Origin of the sequence: Photorhabdus caribbeanensis (assembly GCF_018448885.1) — a bacterium.
GTDB classification, from domain to species: Bacteria; Pseudomonadota; Gammaproteobacteria; order Enterobacterales; family Enterobacteriaceae; genus Photorhabdus; species Photorhabdus caribbeanensis.
Window position 1 is genome coordinate 1 of record NZ_RCWB01000116.1, and the last position, 951, is coordinate 951.

At 42.5% G+C, this 951-nt stretch carries 1 protein-coding gene; it reads right to left on the reverse strand.

The features are described 5' to 3' along the window. Positions 1-5: 5 nt before the first annotated feature. Entirely contained in the window at positions 6-890 is an 885-nt protein-coding gene (locus EAE90_RS23215; RefSeq protein WP_214055447.1) for an IS982 family transposase, read from the reverse strand. Between the last annotated feature and the right edge of the window lie 61 nt (positions 891-951).

Sequence of the window (951 nt, forward strand, 5' to 3'; positions counted from 1 at the left end):
TAACCTCAGCTTCGTTTAAAAATAGCGATATCACAATCCCGTAAATTCAAGCTCGGTTTTTTAGGTTGGAATGTATAAGCAATTAGGCCAGCGACGATTTCCAATAAAAAACCGAGCTGACTGCGGTGTCTTGAATGCTCTATCTGAGAAATATTTTTAAGCTGATCCACGACCGTTTCTATCAAAAATCGCCTTCTTAACATCAGCTTATCCCAGAGAGATAATGCTTTTGCCTTCATGTTATTACGGACATGAGTGATTAACGTTATTCCTTCTGCTTCTAGTTCATCGCACAAAGCCTGCGACAAATACCCTTTATCGCCATATAAACATCCGGTTAACCCTTGTACCAGCGCTTTGACGGGATGGCGATCATCCTTATTTCCTGAAGTCAACTTCACTGCCAGAAGTTCACCACAATCATTGATAACCCGATGAAGTTTAAAGCCATAAAACCAGCCGGTACTGGTTTTCCCTCGCTGTGCGATGCCCTGAAATACGCGATGACGGGGAATACGGAGATTGTGGCAAACGGCAATTTTGGTTGAATCAATAAAAGCGATCCCCTGGGTTTCAGCCTTGCGTGACGAGAGAAAAGCACAAAGAGGAATGAGCGCCCTTTGCTTCAAGGTTAACATCCGGGTGTAGCTGACCAACTGGGGAAAATCGGCCTGAAGATAGTGTTTAACATGCAGAATATAAAACGTTTTAAAATCACGATAATGGCTCATGTGGAATAGAATGAGTATCGTCATGACTTCACTGAGAGAAAGGGAAGCTTCGCGGCGACGTTTGAGCAAACCATTTTCAATTAACTGTTGATGCCAGAGAGGAATAAATTTTTGGCAAAAGTCATCGACGCAGCAGTAAAGTTCTTCTAAATTAAACATGCCTGAGGATCTCCACGATTTTGTTTTCTTTGACAAAAACTTTGATCGTGCCTCAGGCACT